Genomic DNA, 21,771 nt, shown 5'->3' with positions numbered 1-21,771 from the left:
ATGAAACAGATCAATAACAATATTGCGAGCAAACTTGCTCTCGCAGCCTTCTTGGCATTGGGTACCTTAACAGCTACAACAAGCTGTAACAACAACAAAAACGAAGTGGGACAAGAGATTCCTGACGGTAAAGCACAAGTCATTGTACGCGTCGCAGGTATCAATGACAGTAACCCATCTGTAAAAGGAAAAGCTAGTACTTCTTCCTCAAAAGCTGGTAGCGCTACTGAATTGATACAGGGAAATGGTTTTGACCTCGTTACTGCTGTAAGTGACAAAATTGAAACAAATGCCGCTCTTAAAGCTTCTTCGTCAGGCACAAAAGCAGCAGTTTTACCTGCAGGATTTAAATACCGCCTATTTTTGTACAAAAAAGATGGTGCAACCTATACATTTGAAAAATCAGCATTATTTGTAGCTGGCCAAGAAACACCTGTATCAGTAACAGATGGCGCGACATACAAATGGGTGGCAATCTCCTACAACAGCGCAGAAGATGTTCCTGACCGCGTAGGTAGCGACAACTATGCTTTACCTGAAAACAAAGATGTGCTTTATGCTGCTTCCGCTTCAGACTTTACTGTAGCCGGTGCATCAGTGCCGATCAGTGTAACCTTTAATCATCATCTTTCTCGTATTGCGCTTGAGGTTAATACAAAGGGGATGTTCGCTAAGCCAAATTCTGCAACAGTGGCTGTAAATGGTCTTACAGCACAAACTGGCACAATTGACCTGACTACTGGTAGCTTTGTCGGATCACTCACGCCAGTTACTTTGACATTAAATTACGATAGTTTTACAGATGTTAACAGTTTCGGTGACCGCCGTGTCGCTTATGTTTATACAGCCGGAGAGACTACGCAAAACATTACTATCGCACTATCAAATCTTAAAATCCAATTGGATAATGGAACAGAGCGCGATTTTGGCACAACTACTCTTTCAAAGACGTTTGCCATCACTCCTGTTAGAGGAAGTAGCCACAGTCTCTTATTAGCACCTACAGAATCGCCATTGACTTACGGCGGGGTACAGTGGTCAAGATCAAACTTGTATTACAGAAATAGCGTTAATCCAGAAAACCCATATCGCTTTAATCATAGTAACACCTATAATGCAACCACTGATCCAAATGCATTTTTCTCATTTCGTGGACACCTGCCACGTAAGCTAGGTTCTGCTGTTGAAGCTAATCAAATCGATCCTTGTTCACGTGTATATCCAGCAGGTTTATGGAAAACTCCAAGCCAAACAGAGATGGCTGTAGTTACAAACAGTAGTGGCACATTGGGGAATCTTCTAGGATCTATAGGTCAATTATTGGGTCTTGGCGCTACGCCAGGTGCAGTAACAGGTCCAAATTATATTGAATATACTCCTACAGCTGGGGTGAATCCAGTTTACGGTGCAGCAACTTCTGCTGAAAATAAGCTTCGCTTCAATTACAATGGTCTTCAAACCAGTGTAGGACTTATAGAAGGACTAATTACTCTGAACTTGGGTAGTAGCAAAGGAACTTCATCGGCATTCTGGACCAATACACAAGGTTTGAATTTACTTGGTTTAGTTGGTGCAGGCTCTTGGAATTACCTTGGTTTTACAGGACGCAATCTTATCGGAGGTGCCGTCCCAAGAGGTACTGCAGCGGCAAGTCTTTTGGATATTGATTTAGTCGGATTAAATATATTGAGTTCAGCTTTGATGAATGTACGTTGTGTGCGTAATCCAAACTGGACAAATGTAAGCGCTTCACCGACTTACAATCCAAATCCTGTTTTACCTACGACTTCAGACGTTTATTAGTCAAACTATCTAAAACACATAGCAACCAATAAAAAAGGCCTTCGATACGAAGGCCTTTTTTATGAAACCTTTTTTGATATTATTTTCAGCTTATCATCAATTACTCCTTTCCACCAAATTACAGACCGCCATTATTGAATGCATCCATGTTCTGCATGACCGTTTTCCCTAATCACCTGCGATGTTTTTTCACATTTTTTAACACGATTAACGTCAATTTTCACACGAAAAGTTCCAATTATATTTTCTACTTTTGAACCATCAAGTCATTTTTTTTGCGTTCGACTTGATAATATTAATGGATAAAATGGAACGAAGGCGTTCGTTCCATTATTTTTTACACCTGACAGCCAGCTTATTAGCTCAAAACCCACATCGCCTATTGCCAGTCTCTGCAACATAAGAAGCTGACGATTTACCCCTGAAACTTCTTAACATATCGGCAGCCTGGCATTTGATCGAGGTGCCACCATGAACAATTGATCCGCTGCGCTACAGGATATTATTTCAGAAAATAAAATGGGAAAAGTTACAAACAATGCATTGGCCACATTGATTTCATCACGGATTACGGAGATTATGAATCAGACTGGACTCTCTCTCAACGGTCTCGCCTGCTTCACCGATTTAACGCCAGGACCGCTACGCAGTCATTACAATAAAACGCTCACCATCACCGTCGAACATGTCGCAAAAATATGCCGCCCGTTTTCCATTCCACTTGCAGATTTTTTCAATCCGAAAATAGCGCTGGTCATAGATACCAACAATCTTCCCGGCTTAAGCGCCTTTAAAGAAGCAGCATCCGCTCAGGAACAAAACTTCCTTCTGAAGCAGAAAATCGGACCCACAAATGAAGCGGTCAATGAGGAACTGAGACGGCAACGCGAACTGATCGCCTATGTCGTTTATGCTTCGGATTATTTTACCGAACCCCGGACACTCGAACAGATGGTCGACGATTTCCAGGAAAATTATAAAATCATTTTTAGTACCGAAAGGATCTATAGCTTGTTGCGAAAATATGTGGGTCGCGAAGTATTGCAACGAAAACCCTTGCCCAAACCCAAATGTAAAGGTAGCATCAGCAAAAGACCTTTTTTGTATCTTAAGTCCGCAGCCGAAACTCAAGGGCTATAAAGCAGTTATTGAAACACAAGTATTTGTCTGAGGTTGAAGTGGAAAAGTTATCTGCCCCTGCCCGTTTATTCCCCTAGCACCCTTATCGTGTGCTATAGGCGGTCTCATCCCGGATATAAAATTTTTATTTCCAGTTGCTTCGCGACCAATCTCCTTCCCTATATTGATGCGTTCGCTAATTACTCGCATCTCAAATGGTCCCGGAACTGTAATAACCAAAGAATCCAAAGAAATTGTTCCCCCGCCACCCGATGACAAATAAACATGATCCGGAATGCAGCTGACCGAGATAAAAGCACCCAATCGAATTGTCAATGAAGCTTGCTGCGCCAGAACGTTACTGCTATTGAACAGCTCAAAAAGTAACATAACCACAATCAAGAATAAGCGGTAAACTTTCATAAGATATCATTTGCCTTGGCTTTCATTTGAACTAACTTTCCCGCAGCGCACGCGGAATATGACCTGTCTGCTTTTTCACAAAATTCCGGAAGTTGGATTCATCATTAAACCCCATTTCATAGGATATCTGTGAAATAGACAGATTGGTATGCTTGATATACCTTACAGCCTGCTGCACCAAAACAGACAAAATCATCGATTTGGCGGTTTTTCCTGTCATCGCCAAACATATATCGGTCAGTTTGCGCGCAGTAACATGAAGCTGGTCGGCATAGAATTGTACATAGGTATATTCACGGCAATGTTTATGAATCAACATCGAAAAATGATTTACCAGCCTGATGTCGCTTGTGTTCTTTGGTTGCGGCATCTGATCGCCGGCCGACACCTCATGATACACATCCAACAAAAGCGATTCCACACAGTGATGTGCAACAAGATCAAATATATAGTCCCCCTGCATACGCGCCCTACCAAGACGGATCGTAATCTGCTGATTAAAAACATGTTCAGCAAAGCAAGAATCATGATAGAGAACCGGACGTTCCCCAAAGAACACAGGTGAATGAATAGTGGCGGTATCCTCGACCGAACGTTCATAAAATTCAGCGGTGAAACGGAGCACATAACCTCTGCCCACACGCAAATTTGACATCTCAATGAGCCTGCCCGGACCGACAAATATCATCTGGTTTGCCCTAAGATGATATTTTTCTTTCTCAACGACGATAGCAATCGGCTCGAAGGTCTTGATTATCGTAAAAAAATCCGCCCTATTTTGTTCGATGTCCCGATCGGGAATGCTCCGAAAACCAAAGAACCGGAAGCCGGCAGTCGTGATATTGTCCAATTTATCAGGAATTTTCATGCGAAATGATTGAACTATTTTTTCTAACAACTACGGGACTCTCATATCGTGCTCCCATCTTTCCATAACCGCAAATCACCTCCAACATCTGTTTGGGATTGCGTTTTGAAAAAACCTGCAGCGCTCCATTTCGTCTGAAATCACTTATTTCGATCAGACTATCTGTAGCCGTATACCCGAATACTTTAATGGAAGGGAATCGGCGGCGCATTTCTCGCACGGTGTCTATCCCATTCATAACAGGCATATGCAGATCCAAAATACATATCTGGGGCAGTGCTTTGCAAGAACCAAGATACCGTAGCAATTCACTCCCGTTATCTGCCATAAATTGCAGGTCGAACAGATCAAGCTGCGTTGTAAGCAGCTCAATAATTTTTTGTTGGAGCCTGCAATCATCTGCGAAGATCAACTTAATCTTGTTTTCCATGTGTGCTTATTTTTTGCATTAAACTATAGGACATCACCTCCAAACCATCAAAAGATTAATACGGAAGTATTTTCATTTCCACCAGTTTAACATTTGACATTTTGTTACAATTCTTCTGTCTTTTTTTTTCCGCGGTGTTTAGTAGAATTTTTATCAAAACAATTCTCCGATTCGACAAGTAATATTGAGACTTTGGGTTGGATATAATTCAGTTTGGCTTTCATTTTTTTGGTGTTTATTGATTTCTAAACGTTTTTTTAATAAGGGCTTGAGTTTACATTATTAGTCTAATTCAGACTAGAAAAAAAATATTTTCCATTGATTATGAGGTAGATAATTTTTAATAATTTTTTATTGAGCTGGATTAGGTGGGTAACTACAAACTTTTTTTAATCTCACAGTTATTTTAACGCAATCTATTGCACGTCTTTAAAATAAAATTGGTATATTTGAGTAAGTGAAATTGTAGTCTGAATTAGACTAATTCGTATATACTATTATCTTTATGCTCAGATAATAATAAAAGTGTACGCGATGATTTTCAATTTTACTCTGTTGAGTGCAGGCTCAACTTCTATAATTGCCTTAAAATTTATTGATGAACAACAAAATGAGTTCATTATAAAAACGACTTTAAAGATCAATCCTACCCGATGGAATGCGGACAAACAACGTCCGGAAAACATTTATCTAAAAATTTACAAAAAGCTTAATACAAAATTAGACACGATCAAAATCGCCGTATCCAATTACCTTAAGGAGGTCGTATCTAAACAACGCAAATTCTCGCTCAATGTTGTCACCCGCCTTATAAAAAAGTGCTGCGTTCTAAGCGAAAGTTCGTTTGCAAAAGGGAGTCTGCTGGAGGCGACCGAGAATTTTATCCAAAGCCGTTTGCACCTCATATCCGGCAATACTCATCGACGATATAAGGTCTTTTTCAGCATGCTAAAACGCTTCGAAGGGTTTCAGCAAAAACACCTGATGCTCAACGAAGTAAACAGTAATTTTGTGAAAGACTTTATTAAGTTCGGTGAACTGGAAACCTATAGTTCAAGCACCATTTATCGCACCATATATTTTGTTCGTACTGTCCTCAATTTTTTAGAAAAAAGAGGAATACGTACCTTCGTTTACGAATTGGAACTCCCAAAAATCAAAAAATACAACCGGGTCATCAGTCTCACCGAAGACGAGCTCATTCGTATCAAAGAGACTGTTGTCCCCCCAGAATTGAAGGCAGCTAAAGACTGGTTGGTCATTAGCTGTTACACGGGTCAACGCGTTTCGGATTTTATGAATTTTAACCTGGATATGATGGAAATCCTCGACGGGAAACCCTGTCTTTCCTTTACGCAGCAGAAAACACAAAAGACAATACTGTTACCGCTCCATCCGACGGCCATTCATATTATGTCCGATAATGGAAATAACTTCCCTTCAAAGCTTTCCGCTCAGAAATACAATGAACAGATTAAGGAAATCGCCCGTCTAGCTGGTATAAATGGCCTAATCAAAGTACGTACCCGCAGTGGTTTCCGGTCTACAGAAAAGCTAATACAAAAGTGGGAAGCCATTACCAGTCACATCGGCCGACGCAGCTTTGCCTCCAATTTTTACGGAAAGATACCGACACCATTGCTTATGCAAGCAACAGGGCATAGTACCGAACTGATGTTTCAGCGTTATATCAGCAATACGGACACCGAAAGAACCCGCTCATTGGGTGCTTATCTGGATGAAGTTTATAGGAGCAAATTTTTAGTCTAGGGATTGCATGTAGACCATGGGAATTTCTGGTAAAAGCAGTTCAACTACTTTCATTACACCACGATTCGACGATAATTATCGACGGCGATTGTCGCAAAGAGTTTCGGAGATCCTAAAGCTGATAGATCAACCTAAAAAATGAGCTAATTGCGTTTTCCTTTCCTCCTATCGGAAAGCCGACAGCCATACCGATGGCTATTTTGTCATTCAATCCCAATTTCACTTGCGGCCGAAGCGTCGTTTCCAAGCTACCTGCGGCAATTTCCTGATTGACTTCGATTCCAATAAAATGGTCGGTTTGTGGCAATGTATAATGAAAGGAAGTATTGATCTGCCAGTTCATTTCCGTTGTGCGTGATTTATAATGATAGGCAATTTCTGGCCCTGTATAGATCAATGTATGCCAATTGCTATACCAGCTCTTAGCGGCTACGAAAAATGGATTAAATGCAGCCCCTCCATCCACAAAATTAAAAATCTGGGTATAGCCTACGGCCAATGTTGTTGCCCGCTTCTTAGAAACATAGAAGGAATATTGTGACGACAATCTCAATCTTTCGAGTTTATTGCCTGAGGAAACATTGGTCATTTTGCTTTTAGTATAGGCAAAGTCTGTCTCTACTTCCAGCCCCAATCGATCTATCGGTGCAAATTCATATTCGGCCAAATAACCATACTCATATGCCTTACCTATTTTTTTGATATCTGCCCCAATATTAAACTCTTTCTCTCCCTTCCTTGCGCCCAAATCACGAACAAGATCATTATATAAGGGTTCGGCATGATGTACTTTATCGGGTATAGATCGGCCTTGTTGCGCTTGCGCATTCGTTGCCCCCAATAGCATCCAGGCCATTAGGAAAGCTCCAGAAAATTGTATGATCGTGTTGTTGTTGTTTTTCATACAACAAACCTCCCAATGAATTATGGAAACAATTGGGAATACAACAGCATCTACAGCTTTTTTGCAATACTTATAGTCCTGTCAAACTAATTTTAGATAACAATACAGGATTGAGCGCATTTTTATGCAACATCAGTGTAATCGTTTTATATTTCACAAATTCTTTGGTGACATACATATACCCCTTAAAATCGTTGGCCTTACCCCATGAATTCTTAACAAGATAGTATTCTTTGCCATCTTGATCTTTGGCAAGCCCGACAATATGCATGGCATGATCGTCTGTGGTACCCCAATTATCGAAAGCTTGTTGTCTCTCATCAGCCGTAATTTTTTTCTCCGCCATTGGTTTTACAAACATGTTCTTTTTTTCTTCATTAGACATGCTGTCAAATGGCTTCTCAGGAACATAGGCTATACCATACTGCCATGAGAAGCTCTTCTCCGACACATCTGTTGTCCAGGCAACCGTATAGCCTTGTTGCAGCGCCCTGTCAATAATGCCTGTCAGATCTTGCATCGGTACATTATAAAACCGATCAAAGGACCAGTTATCAGGCACCAACAGCACAAAAGGCTTGTAGTATGGATGATCTGTTACAGAAGCAAAGCCTATATAATCGTCAGGATTAATACCGATCACCTGATCTGCAAATGTACGTGCAGTATACACCTTTCCTTTATAGTCAAATTTTTCAGGTACCTCCCCAAGATGCGCGTCTAGTGTGGCGCTATAGGCTCTCTCCCAATTCGGTGTCAAGGGCCTATTCTTGATCAATACTTTGAGCATTGAATTTAATAATGGAGTCATCTCCCTGAAATCATTGTAGGTATGATTCCCACGCAGTCCAGCATAAGCCGATCTGGGAATCGCGCCATATTTGCGGAATACATTCAATACGTCATGTAATTGTCCACCTTCACCCATTGTCAAGCCACCATGGAGGCGGACAAAATTATGTGCCTTATCCAAATAGGCCTGCCGTGCGGTAAAGACCTGAGAAATTTCAACAGGCTCTTTCCCCATCCGGATCATCTCCGACTCCAAAAACGAATTGCCTGTATAGGACCAGCAGGTATTCGATGCCCCTTGCTGCTTGACCGAGGTGCACCCTAGATTGATGACATCTGTAAATACATACTCGGTTTTGATTCTTTTGTATTTATTTTTGTTGAGTATCTGACGGCCATACTTGACGGACAATGCAGCTACAAATATCACCAGTACAACAACAATTATCCTTTTATACCTCTTCATATCGATCGTATTAACGCCCACCACTTATTACCGCTGTGAATCGGGGCAACCATTGCCTAAGTAGGCTGTAGATAAGCAGCCCCAGCAGGATGACGATAGCCGGACAGGCTAAGTACAACAATAACAATACTCCATCTGACCGCGGATGGAGCCACTTAAATAAAATTTTGATCACAAATACCAATGGCAAACGATGGTAGGCATAAATAAAAAAGCTACCATTGGTTAAAAAAGGGTTCAAATGCCATTTTCCTCTTTCGATAAAATAGGTGGATACCGTTATTGCAAAAAGAAGCCCCACAATAACCCCTGCACAATAGAGGTAGGACCACCAGCCCGTACCAATGAAATAGAGCGCCATAGCGACTATCAAAATATACAAGGGGGCGAGCGCGAACAACATTGGTTTTAAGACTTCAACAAAATTCATTTTATGAATGCTAAAATATGCTCCGGCGGTGAAGAAAAAGAAAGAAACTATGCTCAGTCCCGGCAAATAAAAAAAAGGGTTAAAAATCCAGAGCAATCCCAACATAATCACCGCATAGGCCCTCAGTTTTTTGATCAGTATATAAATCAGCGGCGAAAAAAGCACCACAACCATCAAGTCACGGATAAACCAAAAGGGTGAGTTGATCGGCAAGGTTTTCTTCGTAAGAGGATTCACGTGCGAAGTATCCCAGAAGGACCAGAGCCAATCCAATAAACTATAATCTGTTATTAATTTGTTCCTACCAGAAACTAAGCTTCCCGATAAAAACGTTTGTGCGAGCATAAGGAATAGGATGATCAGCAGGTTCCAGAATATATAGGGAACCAAAAGCGAACGAATACGATTTTTTAATTTTTGAAGGTAAATCTCCCTGGAAAAACCCGCTGTTTTATAGAAGAATAAAAAACCTGAAATAAAAAAGAAAAGCGGGACACAAGCCTCGAAAATAACCTTGGAGAATAAGAAAAAGATCCGCGAAAAAATAGGATAGTTTACAAAACTGATCTGCTTTACACCCGCCATCACAATATCTGAAAAATCGGTATGGATAAATACCACCCCCACGATCAGAGGGAATCGCAAAAAATCTATGACCTTTGACTGCAGTTCTTCGGCAGACATTTTAAAATGATAATCTTTACCCATTAGTTAGATTTACGACATTGTTTAGCAGTCGTTAAATTACACATTTCTAAATAAATATCCATCATGTTGTTTTTAACCCGGTAAATCAATATGCTGCCCTCAAGTAAATCTGTCGCTTAAATAACAAGTTTAGAACAATATTCAATGTACCAAAAGCGTTACATAATAACTAAACCGAACAAAAATAGGAGACATTATGCCGTGAGATCAACTTAAACTATCAAAACAAATATTAATAAAGGGTTAATACTTCATTCGATTTTCTATTGTATACAAATCAATTCAGATAAGAGCAAAAATGCGTCCAATAATTCAGTATTTTCTTCCAATTCCTCTTGTACTATCCCCTTTTATTGTCTCAGCACAAGAAGCTGTACTAAGTGGTATTATTCGTGATGCAGACACCGGAAAGCCCCTTAACGGAGTAATTATTACCAGCGTCAATGACAGCATAGTTGCCACCTCAGACCTACTGGGACATTACAGCATAAAGCTACCTCAGCGAACCCATCGGTTTACGATCAGTTACATCGGCTACCAGCAGCTGGTAGCCACGATTGAACTATCCCAATCTCATGAAAGAAATTTTGATCTAAAGCCCACTGCTAATCGAATAGCTGAAGTTGTTGTCTCTGCAAAAGAGAAGGGTGAAGCTGTCGATGACCCGCAGATGAGTACCATTCATCTCGACATGAAAGACATTCAGCGTCTACCCGTATTATTTGGTGAAAAGGATCTATTAAAGACAATACAACTTTTACCCGGTGTACAAGGTGGTGGTGAAGGTTCAACCAGTTTCAATGTACGTGGCGGGGATGGTGGACAAAATCTCATCCTGCTCGATCAAGCTACAGTCTATAATGCTTCGCATCTGCTGGGGTTCTTTTCTACCTTCAATTCGGACGCGATCAAGGATGTTCAGCTCTACAAGGGGGGCATACCGGCCCAATTTGGAGGACGGATTTCCTCAGTCTTAGACATTTCCATGTTGGATGGCAACAAACAGCAATTCTCCGGCGAAGGTGGTCTAGGGATTATCGCTTCCCGGCTAAAATTGGAGGGGCCCATTGCACGAGACAAAAGTTCTTTTCTATTCAGTGCCCGTCGTTCCTATGCGGACTCCTTTTTAAAACTGGCCAAAAATAAAGATATGGATAATAATAATCTTTATTTTTACGATCTAAATGCCAAGCTCAGTTTTAATCTAGGGAAGAAGACCAACCTATACTTATCGGGCTATCACGGCAAAGACAAATTAAAGTACAGCGACCTCTTTAATATTGCTTGGGGGAACAGCACTGCAACAGCACGATTGAACCAGCGATTCAATGATAAAATATCCAGCAGCACTTCCCTTATTTACAGTGGCTTTAACTACCAAGCAGGTGTTTCCAGCGAGCAGATCGATTTTCAGGTAGCCTCCAAAATTCGGAATATTAATGCAAAGCAGGATTTTTCCTATTATGCGAATATCAATAATACCATCCGGCTTGGGGTAGCTGCATTGGCCCAATCCATTCGGCCTGCCAATCTCTCTACCGACAAGAGTCTATCTGTCAATCCGACCACTATCGAAAGCCAGCGCGGGATCGATCTGGGAGGCTATATCTCCCATGAATGGAAGCCTACAACAGATCTTTCTATACACTATGGCATCCATCTCCATGATTTTATGGTCTTAGGTAAACGGACTTTCTATCAATTTGACGAAAACGGAAAGCCTATTTCCGAAAAACGAGATAACAGCCGGATTGCCAAACATTATATCAATCTGGAACCTCGCCTGTCTGCCAGCCTGCTGCTCGATGAACACAGCAGCTTAAAAGCCTCCTATAACCGAATCGTGCAGAACCTCCATCAATTGACCAATACCACGGCAAGCCTTCCCACTGATCAATATGTCCTTAGCAGTCTAAATATCAAACCGCAACGTGTGGACCAGGCCGTCTTAGGATACTTTCGTACTTTTGCGAACAAGCAGTATGATTTTTCGGTCGAGGCCTATTATAAACGTCTGGGCAATCAGATTGATATCCGCAACGGGGCAACACTACAGGCCAATGCTTATTTTGAAGCGGAGCTACTCTTTGGTGTAGGTCGGGCCTATGGATTGGAAGGCTACCTTCGTAAGAACAGTGGCCGGCTAAAGGGCTGGATTAGTTATACACTTTCCAAGAGCCGTCGTAAATTTAACGGGATCAATGGCGGAAATTGGTTCAATGCACGTCAGGATCGTACACATGATCTCTCGGTGGTGGCGAATTATGCGCTTTCAAACAACTGGACACTTAGCGGAACATTTGTCTTCAATACCGGAAATGCCGTTACCTTTCCAAGTGGAAAGTACCTTGTCAACGGCAAATCCTTGTTCTACTATACAGAGCGAAATGGCTACCGTATGCCGGACTACCATCGCCTTGACCTATCCGCGACTTACGATCCACATAAAACCAATAAACGTTTTCATTCAAGCTGGACAATTGGTATATATAACGCCTATAACCGCAAGAACGCTTATACCATCGACTTTCGGGAGAACAAAACCAACCCCAATCTGACAGAAGCTTATAAAATAATTTTATTTGGTATCGTCCCTTCAGTTACCTGGAATTTTAAATTTTAAACGCCATGAATGCTAGACAATCTTTTATCCTATCCTTTCTATTACCACTCATTTCGTCCTGTGAGGAAAAAATGGATCTTGATCTCAATAAAGCTGCGGCCCGGGTGGTTATCGACGCCCAGCTGTCTGACGTCAGTTTAGTACAGCGGATACGAGTCTCGCGATCCGTTGGATTTAATGATCTCGCCAATACTTCGGGAGTCATAGATGCCACGGTATCGGTAAAAGACAATGAAAATAGGATCTATTCTTTTCAATATGAAAAAGATGGTTATTATATCCATCGCAACTTTAAGCCCGTTGCCGGCCACAGCTATACACTGAGCGTTACCGTACAAAAACAACAATACAGCTCGAGCTGCCAGATGCCAAGCTATGTTGCCGTGGACTCCACTGGCATTTCAGAAAAAAGTCTCACTGGAAAAACCTATTTTTTTGCAACATTGACTTTTAAAGATCCCGCCAAGGTTTCCAATTATTATATCTATACATTATCTATCAATAGTGGCCCCTTTCGCTTTGCCAATGCGCAATCTGACCAGTTCAACGATGGGTTAAAAGTAACACATTACATCTCCGACCTAGAAACAGATCTATCCTCTGGCGACGAGGTCATCGTTCGCCGCTATTGTGTGGATGAAAAAGCGTATCGATACTGGAATGAATACCAAAATAATAATGTGAGTAATGCAGCTCCGAGTAATCCTAGATCCAATATATCCAACAATGCGCTTGGTTATTTCTCAGTTGCTTCTTTAAAGGAATATAAGCTAAAGATAGGGCAATAGTTTATGCCCTACTTTCGATTATCACTTTCCTCCGCGCGCCCTTCGATGATAAGCTCGTTTACTTCGGACATTTCTCCCTGTTCAAGGTGTTCGATATCTTCAGCCTGTTCGTCCGAATAGCGGTCGATAAAAAAGGTACAGCCCATGGGGAAATGATCTGATCCGACCGAAGGATAAATAAACAACTTGTCTATAAATACATTTGGACTGTGGAACAGCAAATCCAAGGGTACCCGGAAAAACCAATAATTGGCGTGGAAAGTAGATAAGATCCCACGTCCTATACGCGCATCGATCAGCTTGCTGGTTTTTTTAAACAAGACGGAGGATCTGGCCCAAGCCACATTGTTAAAATCCCCCGTAACCACTACGGGCATTTTATAATCGCGTACCTTTTTTGCCACGCTGAGCAGATCGCCATCCCGCTCTTTAGAATTCTCTTCCTCCGTAGGGCTAGGTGGCGGTGGATGTACCGCAAAAAAGACAAAACGATGGCCATCTTCCGTTTCCAGTTCAACTTCGATACTTGGAATATCATCTGCAACAAAATAGTGAATCTGGCTTTTATTGACTTTCAGCTTGGTATAAAAATGCATCCCATAGGTATTGTCCAAAGTAACCTTGACAACATTCGGATAGTCCGATTCCAGTACCCTTAAAGCCTTTTCCCATACCGCATCACTTTCCATGGTCAGGAAGATCTTGGGTTGTTCTTTGCGGATCAAATCGATAAAACGCACATGTTCTTTATTAAACTGCAGCACATTGCAAGATATAATTTTAATGCTATCCGAGGCATCTTTTCCTTTTTCGTATTTATCCTTACGCCAGAATTTAGTGTAACGCACCAGGATAAATACATGATAAGCAATCAGCAGGGCCTGAACAATCTGTATAGCCCAAATCCATGGTGATCCAGCGAGCAGATAAAATCCCCAGGCCAACACCGGCACCTGAAAGACCAGCAGCTGCAATTTCACAAACTCGGCCACACGAAAGATCCAGTGCTGGCAGCGGATAAAAGGCAGCAAACTAAGGAGGATCAAAAGTCCCGATAAAACAAGAAATAAAATCTGCATATTAATTTCAAAATTACTTTACAAAGATATTGCTTGAGCGAGACATTTTCATATCAGCCACGGGCTTACTATCTTTCTACGATCAATATAACTATTGAGACCAACGAACGTTTATTTTATTTAAAAAAAGTCTATTTCAAATCTCAAATGGAATGAATTAGAACTTAATATTTAGACTTATATGGATCTTTGGTATATTTTTTGAACCAACTTGCTCGATTGAACAATCAACACTAAATTGAGGCCCTATCGCCTTTAATAAATACTATTAAATAAACAATTCCGTTTTATACAGATGAATTCAACAAAAAGCTAGAACTATTCAAAAATAAACCAAAAAAGCAAATAATTACAATGAACAAGAAAAAAGACAATTCAAGATGGCTAAATGTAGCCATATCCTGGGGCGCAAGTATCGTCATCATCGGGGTACTCTTCAAGATTCTCCATATCGGCGGTAGCACAGCCAACTATATGATCGGTATCGGACTCGGGGTTGAGGCGCTACTTTTCTTTCTGATGGGATTCAATCCCCCAGCGCCAGAACCAGACTGGAGCCGTGTTTATCCTGAATTGGACGATAATTTCAATGGCGAGCTTCCTGTTCGTGGCAAGGCAGTCTTAGCACAACCCGCAGGTCCATCGGCGACAGCCGCATTGGACAAAATGTTTGCAGAAGCCAATATTGAGCCCGCGAGTATTGAAAATCTGGGCCGTGGATTGCGCGATTTTAGTGAAAAAGTATCCGCCATCAATAAACTATCTGATGTTTCATTGGCGACCGAAGAGTTTACACAAAAGCTTCGCACGGCAACTTCGAAATTTGACAATCTGAGTGTTGCTTTTGAAAAAGCTTCAGAAAATCTCGTGGCGATGTCCAATACATCTGGCGATACAGCAAACTACCATGATCAGGTGAAAAACCTGACCAGCAATCTAGGTCAGCTGAATGCCATGTACGAACGTGAACTACGTGACTCTGCATCTCACCTACAATCCATGAATAAGTTTTACGAGAACCTGAGCTATACCATGCAAAACTTCAATGAGTCCCTGGACGACTCCAAAGCGTTCAAGGAAGAAGTCGGCAAGCTGGCCAAAAACCTCAATGCATTGAATGCTATCTACGGCAATATGCTCAGTGCCATGAACCAGCCACGTATATAATTTCCACCTTGTATTACTTAAATTAGAAAAAATGGCATTAGGAAGAGAAACGCCAAGACAGCGGATGATCGGCATCCTCTATCTGGTACTATTGGCCTTATTAGCGCTCAATGTACCGGATTCCATCTTGGATGCATTCAAAAATATCAATAATAGTCTCGAAACATCCAAGTCAAATGTCAATACGGCCGTACAACAGCTGTTTGCTGCATTTGAAAACACCAAGTTAAAAGAAGAACCAGCACGTGCCAAACCTATTTACGATAAAGCTAAAAAGGCACAGGCCATTATTGGCGAACTGGATAAATATATTCTGTCCCTGAAAGAAGAATTTGTCAAACAGGGTGGTGGTTACGACGACGAAAAAGGAGATCTTGTCAAACGAGAAAATGAGGATATCTCGCCCAATTTGATGATCAACGAGAAAAAAGGAACCGTCCTCAAGGATAAGATCAATGATACCCGTGCCAAGTTATTGGCCTTGCTTACCCCTGAGGAGCAGAAAATGGTTTCCTTCTCTCTGGAGGCTAAAAATCCCGAAAAGTCTGTTAATGGCAAAAAATCCTGGGAAGAAATTAACTTTGGCAGTGGCACACCATTGACTGCAGCGATGACCATCCTCACAAAGATCCAGACCGATGCACAAAATGCAGAGTCAGATGTTGTTAAGATTATCTTAGGTAAAATGGACCAGGCAGTAGTCAATCTGGATAAGTTTGCCGCAGTAGCCGTGGCGCCTACCTCGTACCTCGTACAGGGACAACCGTACAAAGCCGAGGTCTTCTTGACTGCCTCAGATTCCAAATCCGAACCAGCAATTTCGGTCAACGGCTCATCTCTACAGATTGTAGATGGTAAAGGTGTCTACTCGGTACCGACTAATCGGGAAGGTATTTTTAGCTGGACCGGCGTGATCAAGGTCAAACAGACGGATGGATCCTTTAAAGAATACCGGACTCCACAGCAGAGCTATCAGGTCGCACGGCCTTCGGCTGTAGTTTCTCCAGATAAAATGAATGTACTTTATATCGGTGTTAATAATCCGATATCAGTTTCTGCTCCAGGAACACCTACTGACAAAGTTCGTGTGAGCATGAGCGGAGGCAGTATATCCAGCGCAGGAGCTGGTAAGTATAATGTGCGGGTAAGTTCGCCTGGAACAGCTCGTATCTCGGTATCGGCCGAAGTCGCTCCCGGTAAGACACAGACGCTGAGTTCGACAGAGTTCCGTGTCAAGAGAATCCCTGACCCGATTGCTAAATTTGCCGGAAAAACGGGTGGATCAATGGCGACAGTAGCGCTGAAAGCACAGAATGCCTTATTTGCCAAACTGGATAACTTTGACTTCGATGCTTCTTTCAAGGTCACCAAGTTCACGATGATTCTGGCCAAGCCACGCGCAGATGCGATTGTCTTGTCCACTTCGGGCGGTCAATTAAGCTCCAGCATGTCCTCGGCCTTAAATGGTATTGTTCCGGGCACACGCGTGATCTTTGATAACATCGTTGCGGTAGGTCCGGATGGAACTTCCAGACAGCTTAATGCAGTAGCATTGACAGCAAATTAGAAAAATCACCCCTACATTTATATATTGGACCTTCTCCTTTAATGGAGGAGGTCTTTTTTTTACCAAAAATGGACCCGTGTCGATAGCACCGTATCCATCGCCATTAGACCAAAACACATAGCGTAAGGGCAACAAAGATGTTATAAACATCTCAAGTTCAAGAAAATATATTATATTTATATGAATAGCTATTTTATCTTGCTTATATATAAACCTGATTCAAGTATATTATTATGGTAAAGACGCCGCAAAACGAGCTTTCCAAAGCAATATCTCGCCGTATTGATGAGATTTTACATATCACAAAATTTTCTTTGCAGAAACTTTCCCGTGCTACGGGTATCGATATACAGTCTTTAAATGGTTATCACAGTGGCAAAATTCCCATTACATTGGAATCTATCCTGAAAATCTGCTCAACGCTATCCTGCGATTTCCATGCATTCTGCGATCTTAACAAAAAATTAAGTCTAAAGGGACAACGAGCTGCCATCTCCACTCCGCTAAAACGGAATAAAGTCGAAAAACTTTCCGATAAGGCAACAGAAGCCATCCGTCTCTCAGCGCAAGAAAAACGTGAAAAGAATAAAAAATATCGTGATCAAATTATGGCTATTGCCTGCACGACCGATTATTTTTTACGCCCACATACCTTATTTCAAATGGTGGTAGATTTTTCCGCTGATTACGATATATGTACAACAACAGAAAGGCTCAAAGCGATACTACAACGATGTATAGCAAAAGGGTTTATCAAGAAACATGAATCACCCTGGGACTATGGTATCGGTTATCATAGACAAAAACGTATATGGATCTATTTTAAGAATGAAAAAGATCTTTTAAAAGACCCGGAGAAAATATTTGGTTACAATTGGATCAGCGATAGCATTGTGGTTTAGGAGCATAAAAGAGCTTATTGGTTATTCGATAGACATATAGAATATCAAGTTGTTTTGAAGAATGGACTAAGACTTTCCTGTGGATTTAAAATGCATTGAGGGTATAAACATATTGAAGTAACCACTTTATATCAAATGCCAATATTGATTCAGTTGATGAGCAAAGCAAAGAGCCATTCCCAAAAAGGCAATGGCTCAAAAAAGAATTCAATCTACTACTGTTATTTACGTTGGCAATCGGCTGTCCAGACCTTGTCATCTTTGGTATATCCGATCGTTAATTTGCCGGCATCAATACGAATTACTCCAGCACCCGCCGAGCCAATATTAATCAACACATTGTCTTTCTCTTCGAAGTCAACACCATTTAGATTGGGAATACTATTGCCAAAAGCAAAGTTATAGGTATTACCGGTTTTTGTTACTGTAATGGTACCATCTGCAGAAGCGACATCCTTACTATTATCCTTCAGGTCGTCAAATGCAATTTTACCTTCATATTTACCAATAAAAAGATTGTTGTCTGCAGGATCATCATCTTTGCTGCATGATGTGAAGCTGATTACCGCTGTCAAAATAAGCATACCTAATCCCAAAGTTTGAATAAATTTTCTCATAGTTCGCGTGTATATGTAAGTCAAAATTTTATTAAAATCGATAGGCTAAATCCAAACTTTATGCCATTACCTCAGGTGCAAAATAAGATCCGTATCAATTGAAACAAAAGAAGTATAAATACACATGCCCCGTACAAATACAGTAAATAATGTTTTGTTTATAACAAATCAACCCGCTACTTTTCCCTTTAGGCACGAGATTTGTCTCTACAAAAAAAGAAAAAAACAGGTAATGAAGAGAACAGCTCTATTATTTGCACTCGCGGCCGCGGCACCTTCCGTCCCACAAGCTACATCAGCGACAGAGGACGAAGGACATCTTTATAAAGCAAATATTACCATTGAGCCGAGTACGCAGTTTTCACAACGCTATTTTGAAAAGGGTGGGTTACAGTATCTCAACATTATCTGGCATTTTTTATAACCAATCGTTTAAATAACTTACAACTCTTTAACTAATTAAAGGTATGCTAAGTTAATTTTTTTATATTTGGTGTTAATCTTTAAATCTTTCGATTTCAAGCAGTATTATGGCCAATAAACAACAGTCGAGAAAAAAATATCAAGGAGAAAAAAATAATAAAGAACGAACCATGGGGAAGTTAATTGCTTCCGTTGGCAAAGTACTTGAAGAAAAAGGTTATCCCGGTCTTACCATTGCCAATATTTCAAAAGAGGCAGGCGTAGACCGCAAGCTCATTGGTCTATACTTCGGCACACTGGACAAGCTAGTTGAAACTTACATCAGGGGCAAAGACTATTGGCTTACTGCGACAATGAGCGCAGTGGGATATTTTGGGAATGCGCCCGAGGTAGGGTCAAGAGGTTTTTTGGAATCTTTATTATTGAATCAATTTGAAGATTTTCTTACCAATACAGAAATGCAAAAGATTTTGGCCTGGCAGATCTGCGAGGAATCTACACTAATGTCTGAAATTTCGCAGGAAAGAGAAAAGATGAGTGCACTATTCTTTGCCTTTGCAGATAAAGAACTTGAAGGTAAGGACCTCGATCTCAGGGCTGTTGTCACTATTCTGGTTGCAGGAATCTATTATATTGTTCTTCATGCAGCGCATACAAAAAGTACTGTCTGTGAAATAGACATCTCCACCCCGGAGGGATTGAACAGGATCAAAGCTTCGATCAAGAACATTTTAGGGTGGGCCTATGACTCGGTCGAAGAGCCTGCCGGATAGCAAAGCGTATATTCTCAGAATAATTCCAAAAATTCATAACAGGACATATAATAGCAATGTCCTCCTTACTTTTCGTTTAGCATAAAATGGTATGGTATGCTCTATTCTTTTTCAGGGCTATATTCGCTAATGAATTCGTCTGCTGGACGATCCTCCAAACGGGCGACGACCTTGAATGCGCTATAGATCTGATCAACAGAATATTGATGCTCACCTAAAATTTCAAAAAATACTTCATTCAGCGTCTTTACCATTCTTTCTATCTGATCGAAGGATTGCAGTGTTGTAATTGTAAATCTTATACCTGAATGGTTTTTGGACACAGCAGGAAATACCCCGATATTCAACAAAAATCCGCGCTTGATCATTTTTTCCATAATAATGTATGCCAGCTCGGCCCTCGATGTACCAACGAAGAATATCCCCGAATCAAAATTCGAAATTAATGGCAATGAGGTTGCTTTAAATAATGAGTTTGCGTATTTTATCCTCTTTGCCAGTTCAGTTTGTAGCACATATATTTCATCCGTTAAATGGATTTTTGCAGAGGCAACTGCAGCACCTAAGGTCGCTGGCTGCAAGGGACCGGAGGAATTGAATGGAGCCCCACAGGCACGCACCCTTCTGGCGATTTCCTTATTCGGGAAAACTAAAATACCGCCGCCTGTAGCAAAGGCTTTGGCCATCGATGAGGCGACAATCATCCGCTCGTGTATGGTATGGTTACTAAGTATATATCCCTTCCCGTTTTTGCCCATTATACTCATACTGTGCGCATCGTCGATATAGGTATGGAATGCGGGAAAGGAATCCAACAAATTAAAGATTTCATCAGCAGGACAGCGATCACCAAACATAGAATACACCCCATCAGCAAAATACCAAACCCTTTTATACGTTTTTTGGAGTGTTTCGATACGTTCCTTCAGTACATCTAAGCGGTTATGCCGGAGGACTTCAAAGTGAATTGGCCAATTTGCCCTAAATACATTTATACCGCTTAATACCGAATTATGAAGTTGCTGATCGGCGATGATAGCATCTCCAGCGTCCAGAATCACAGGTATGGCAGACAAATGTGCGAGTGTTGTCGTCGGGGCAATAATGGTAGGAGCTTCAAAAATCTCGCTCATTAAATCTTCCAGTTCTCTATATAAATCAATGGAAACGTATGCTCTCGATTCGGAAAATTGCACACCATATTTTTCTATAGCAGCTATTGCAGCTCGTTTTAAACGTTCATCATGCTCCAGTCCAAGATAGCTGCAAGAGGTAAAATTCACTAACTCGGAGTCCTTGATGCGGATCAGGTTGTCGGTTGTCAGATTACCTTCCTGAGTTAAATGAAGTATACCTCTTTTAACGCCTTCAGAAATGCTCTGATCAATAGCGCTCATAAAATTATGATGGTTCATGCTTTACTAGATATTATATTTAAGTTCTCTATTAAAGTTATCGAATTTGGCCTAAATAGCAGAGACATTTCTCGTTATTTGATAAAGATATTGCGTGAACATCTACATGCTATTACCCGCAATACAGAATTACTGAAATAGCAACATCAAAACATTTTACCTATCCAGGCTTATTTCAAAAAAAAACGGATAACATTACTGCTATCCGCTTTTCCTATTATCACAAAAAACACTTATTTCTACAATCCGTTCAGCCAACTATTCACCTCATCCTGTGTTTTTCCAGTCTTCTTCTGAAGTTTACCGACCAATTCATCCTCTTTGCCTTCTGCATACAATAAATCATCATCCGTAAGATCTGCATACTGCTGCTTTACTTTGCCTTTAATCTCATTCCAACGGCCTTTCCAAGTTAATTCGCTCATAATATTTTCCTTTCGTTGTTTATAAATAGAACAGCCCGCAGCAGGAATCGTTTAAAAGAAATTGTTATAAAATGTTAAATTACGTAAGCAGCGCATTTGCATTCATTTTATTATTAACGCTTAAATATCCGATTTAAGAGACAGCTTAATAAGAAGCTCACAAGCGTTCCGACCAATGCTGTCAATGCGCCGTTAAGCAGGTCGCCTACTGAAAAAGACGCCCAGATACCGCAGAGTGTGCCACCAATTGCCGACAACCGCATATCACTAAGTTTCATC

At 41.0% G+C, this 21,771-nt stretch carries 21 protein-coding genes; 10 read left to right on the top strand and 11 right to left on the bottom strand.

The annotated features are described in order from the left end of the window. Together LC454_RS20230 and LC454_RS20225 are read left to right on the top strand one after the other, a co-directional pair. On the top strand, window positions 1–1,803 hold the full coding sequence (locus LC454_RS20230) for a fimbrillin family protein (protein WP_223584217.1): 1,803 nt from the start codon (window positions 1–3) through the stop codon (window positions 1,801–1,803). A gap of 519 nt (window positions 1,804–2,322) precedes the next feature. Continuing rightward, window positions 2,323–2,943, top strand: a complete 621-nt coding sequence (locus LC454_RS20225; RefSeq protein WP_223584216.1) for a hypothetical protein — start codon at window positions 2,323–2,325, stop codon at window positions 2,941–2,943. Here the strand turns inward: LC454_RS20225 and LC454_RS20220 are convergent. From LC454_RS20220 to LC454_RS20210, 3 genes are read right to left on the bottom strand one after another with little or no spacing between them, the layout of a single operon-like run. After that, window positions 2,938–3,345, bottom strand: a complete 408-nt coding sequence (locus tag LC454_RS20220) for a hypothetical protein (RefSeq protein ID WP_223584215.1) — start codon at window positions 3,343–3,345, stop codon at window positions 2,938–2,940. The genes LC454_RS20225 and LC454_RS20220 overlap by 6 nt on opposite strands. Window positions 3,346–3,376: 31 nt before the next feature. Continuing rightward, window positions 3,377–4,213: a helix-turn-helix domain-containing protein gene (locus tag LC454_RS20215; RefSeq protein ID WP_223584214.1), complete on the bottom strand. Its 837-nt coding sequence runs from the start codon at window positions 4,211–4,213 to the stop codon at window positions 3,377–3,379. After that, on the bottom strand, window positions 4,200–4,643 hold the full coding sequence (locus tag LC454_RS20210; protein WP_223584213.1) for a response regulator: 444 nt from the start codon (window positions 4,641–4,643) through the stop codon (window positions 4,200–4,202). Before LC454_RS20210 ends, LC454_RS20215 begins: the two co-directional genes overlap by 14 nt. 534 nt (window positions 4,644–5,177) lie before the next feature. Between LC454_RS20210 and LC454_RS20205 the strand changes: the two genes are divergently transcribed. Beyond that, window positions 5,178–6,413: a tyrosine-type recombinase/integrase gene (locus LC454_RS20205; RefSeq protein WP_223584212.1), complete on the top strand. Its 1,236-nt coding sequence runs from the start codon at window positions 5,178–5,180 to the stop codon at window positions 6,411–6,413. Window positions 6,414–6,525: 112 nt separating this feature from the next. On the opposite strand, the gene LC454_RS20200 is transcribed toward LC454_RS20205, so the two are convergent. The 3 genes from LC454_RS20200 to LC454_RS20190 all read right to left on the bottom strand — a co-directional run bounded on the left by LC454_RS20200 (window position 6,526) and on the right by LC454_RS20190 (window position 9,713). After that, complete coding sequence (locus LC454_RS20200; RefSeq protein ID WP_223584211.1) at window positions 6,526–7,317, bottom strand: HAEPLYID family protein; 792 nt, start codon at window positions 7,315–7,317, stop codon at window positions 6,526–6,528. Window positions 7,318–7,387: 70 nt separating this feature from the next. Continuing rightward, on the bottom strand, window positions 7,388–8,575 hold the full coding sequence (locus LC454_RS20195; RefSeq protein WP_223584210.1) for an aminopeptidase C: 1,188 nt from the start codon (window positions 8,573–8,575) through the stop codon (window positions 7,388–7,390). Between the two features lie 10 nt (window positions 8,576–8,585). Next, window positions 8,586–9,713, bottom strand: a complete 1,128-nt coding sequence (locus LC454_RS20190; protein ID WP_223584209.1) for an acyltransferase family protein — start codon at window positions 9,711–9,713, stop codon at window positions 8,586–8,588. Window positions 9,714–10,011: 298 nt separating this feature from the next. On the opposite strand from LC454_RS20190, the gene LC454_RS20185 reads away from it, so the two are divergent. Both LC454_RS20185 and LC454_RS20180 read left to right on the top strand, forming a co-directional pair. Next, a complete protein-coding gene (locus LC454_RS20185; protein WP_223584208.1) occupies window positions 10,012–12,336 on the top strand; it encodes a carboxypeptidase-like regulatory domain-containing protein in 2,325 nt (774 codons plus the stop codon). A gap of 5 nt (window positions 12,337–12,341) precedes the next feature. Further along, complete coding sequence (locus LC454_RS20180) at window positions 12,342–13,124, top strand: DUF4249 domain-containing protein (RefSeq protein WP_223584207.1); 783 nt, start codon at window positions 12,342–12,344, stop codon at window positions 13,122–13,124. Between the two features lie 8 nt (window positions 13,125–13,132). Here the strand turns inward: LC454_RS20180 and LC454_RS20175 are convergent, their stop codons facing one another. After that, complete coding sequence (locus LC454_RS20175) at window positions 13,133–14,203, bottom strand: endonuclease/exonuclease/phosphatase family protein (protein ID WP_223584206.1); 1,071 nt, start codon at window positions 14,201–14,203, stop codon at window positions 13,133–13,135. Window positions 14,204–14,557: 354 nt separating this feature from the next. Between LC454_RS20175 and gldL the strand changes: the two genes are divergently transcribed. The 3 genes from gldL to LC454_RS20160 all read left to right on the top strand — a co-directional run bounded on the left by gldL (window position 14,558) and on the right by LC454_RS20160 (window position 17,839). Continuing rightward, complete coding sequence (gene gldL / locus LC454_RS20170) at window positions 14,558–15,370, top strand: gliding motility protein GldL (protein WP_223584205.1); 813 nt, start codon at window positions 14,558–14,560, stop codon at window positions 15,368–15,370. 31 nt (window positions 15,371–15,401) lie between these two features. After that, the gene (gene gldM, locus LC454_RS20165; RefSeq protein ID WP_223584204.1) at window positions 15,402–16,937 is read left to right on the top strand and encodes a gliding motility protein GldM; all 1,536 of its coding nucleotides are present in this window, start codon (window positions 15,402–15,404) and stop codon (window positions 16,935–16,937) included. Between the two features lie 233 nt (window positions 16,938–17,170). Continuing rightward, the gene (locus LC454_RS20160) at window positions 17,171–17,839 is read left to right on the top strand and encodes a helix-turn-helix domain-containing protein (protein WP_223584203.1); all 669 of its coding nucleotides are present in this window, start codon (window positions 17,171–17,173) and stop codon (window positions 17,837–17,839) included. Window positions 17,840–18,060: 221 nt separating this feature from the next. Here the strand turns inward: LC454_RS20160 and LC454_RS20155 are convergent, their stop codons facing one another. Beyond that, window positions 18,061–18,456 (bottom strand): hypothetical protein, encoded by a 396-nt coding sequence (locus tag LC454_RS20155; protein WP_223584202.1) that lies wholly within the window; start codon window positions 18,454–18,456, stop codon window positions 18,061–18,063. 232 nt (window positions 18,457–18,688) lie between these two features. Between LC454_RS20155 and LC454_RS20150 the strand changes: the two genes are divergently transcribed. Both LC454_RS20150 and LC454_RS20145 read left to right on the top strand, forming a co-directional pair. Then, entirely contained in the window at window positions 18,689–18,880 is a 192-nt protein-coding gene (locus LC454_RS20150) for a hypothetical protein (RefSeq protein WP_223584201.1), read from the top strand. 169 nt (window positions 18,881–19,049) lie between these two features. After that, entirely contained in the window at window positions 19,050–19,652 is a 603-nt protein-coding gene (locus LC454_RS20145) for a TetR/AcrR family transcriptional regulator (RefSeq protein WP_223584200.1), read from the top strand. 101 nt (window positions 19,653–19,753) lie between these two features. On the opposite strand, the gene LC454_RS20140 is transcribed toward LC454_RS20145, so the two are convergent. The 3 genes from LC454_RS20140 to LC454_RS20130 form a co-directional block, all read right to left on the bottom strand. Continuing rightward, window positions 19,754–21,067, bottom strand: coding sequence for an aminotransferase class I/II-fold pyridoxal phosphate-dependent enzyme (locus tag LC454_RS20140; protein ID WP_223584199.1), 1,314 nt, complete (start codon window positions 21,065–21,067; stop codon window positions 19,754–19,756). Between the two features lie 239 nt (window positions 21,068–21,306). Beyond that, window positions 21,307–21,492: a CsbD family protein gene (locus LC454_RS20135; protein ID WP_046675215.1), complete on the bottom strand. Its 186-nt coding sequence runs from the start codon at window positions 21,490–21,492 to the stop codon at window positions 21,307–21,309. A gap of 113 nt (window positions 21,493–21,605) precedes the next feature. Continuing rightward, window positions 21,606–21,770, bottom strand: coding sequence for a hypothetical protein (locus LC454_RS20130; protein WP_223584198.1), 165 nt, complete (start codon window positions 21,768–21,770; stop codon window positions 21,606–21,608). Window position 21,771 lies beyond the last annotated feature (1 nt).

Source organism: Sphingobacterium sp. GVS05A, from assembly GCF_019969845.1.
GTDB lineage: Bacteria > Bacteroidota > Bacteroidia > Sphingobacteriales > Sphingobacteriaceae > Sphingobacterium.
This window is presented reverse-complemented; position numbering and strand designations above follow the sequence as displayed.